Source organism: Vibrio sp. 03_296 (genome assembly GCF_002265885.1).
Genome location: NZ_NPKW01000328.1, coordinates 1 through 656 on the forward strand (window position 1 = coordinate 1; position 656 = coordinate 656).

Consider the following 656-nt stretch of genomic DNA (forward strand, 5'->3'; position numbering starts at 1 on the left):
CTTGTGTCGATCGATTCTTTGTCGCTGCATGGCTGGGCCATCGCACGTAACTTCTCGACCGACCGAATCCACCGCTTTGTCGATCCCGCGTTTGAGATCCATAGGGTTCATGCCTGCCGCAACGGCTTTTAACCCTTCGTTGATCAGGGCTTGAGCCAATAACCGTCGCCGTGGTGGTGCCATCCCCGGCTTCGTCATTGGCTTTGGACGACCACTTGTTTCACCATTTAGCGCGTCCCATGTTTTCAAACTTGTCTTTTAATTCAATGGCTTTGGCAACAGAAACGCCGTCTTTAGTGATGGTTGGTGCACCATATGACTTATCCAGCACAACATTGCGACCTTTTGGGCCCAGTGTCACTTTCACTGCATCTGCCAGTAGGTTGACCCCTTTCAGCATCTTTTGACGTGCGTCATTGCAAATAAAACATCTTTGKCAGCCATGATATTCTCCTCTTTTCACCACAACTAAAATGCATTACTCAACGATGGCTAACACATATGATCACACGAGGTCAAATACTCTTTCCCATCCATTTTTTCTGTTTTCACGCCATAGCCGTCATTGAAAATCACCACATCACCGACGTTCACTTCCATCGACGCGCGTTCACCATTTTCAAGACGTTTACCTAGACCAGCGGCGATCACTTTGC

At 48.2% G+C, this 656-nt stretch carries 2 pseudogenes; both read right to left on the bottom strand.

Annotation, left to right across the window (positions count from 1 at the left end):
• Nucleotides 1–444, bottom strand: a pseudogene (locus tag CIK04_RS24390) (TCP-1/cpn60 chaperonin family protein); the annotation flags it as partial.
• A gap of 61 nt (nt 445–505) precedes the next feature.
• A pseudogene (gene groES, locus CIK04_RS24395) lies at nt 506–656 on the bottom strand (co-chaperone GroES); the annotation flags it as partial.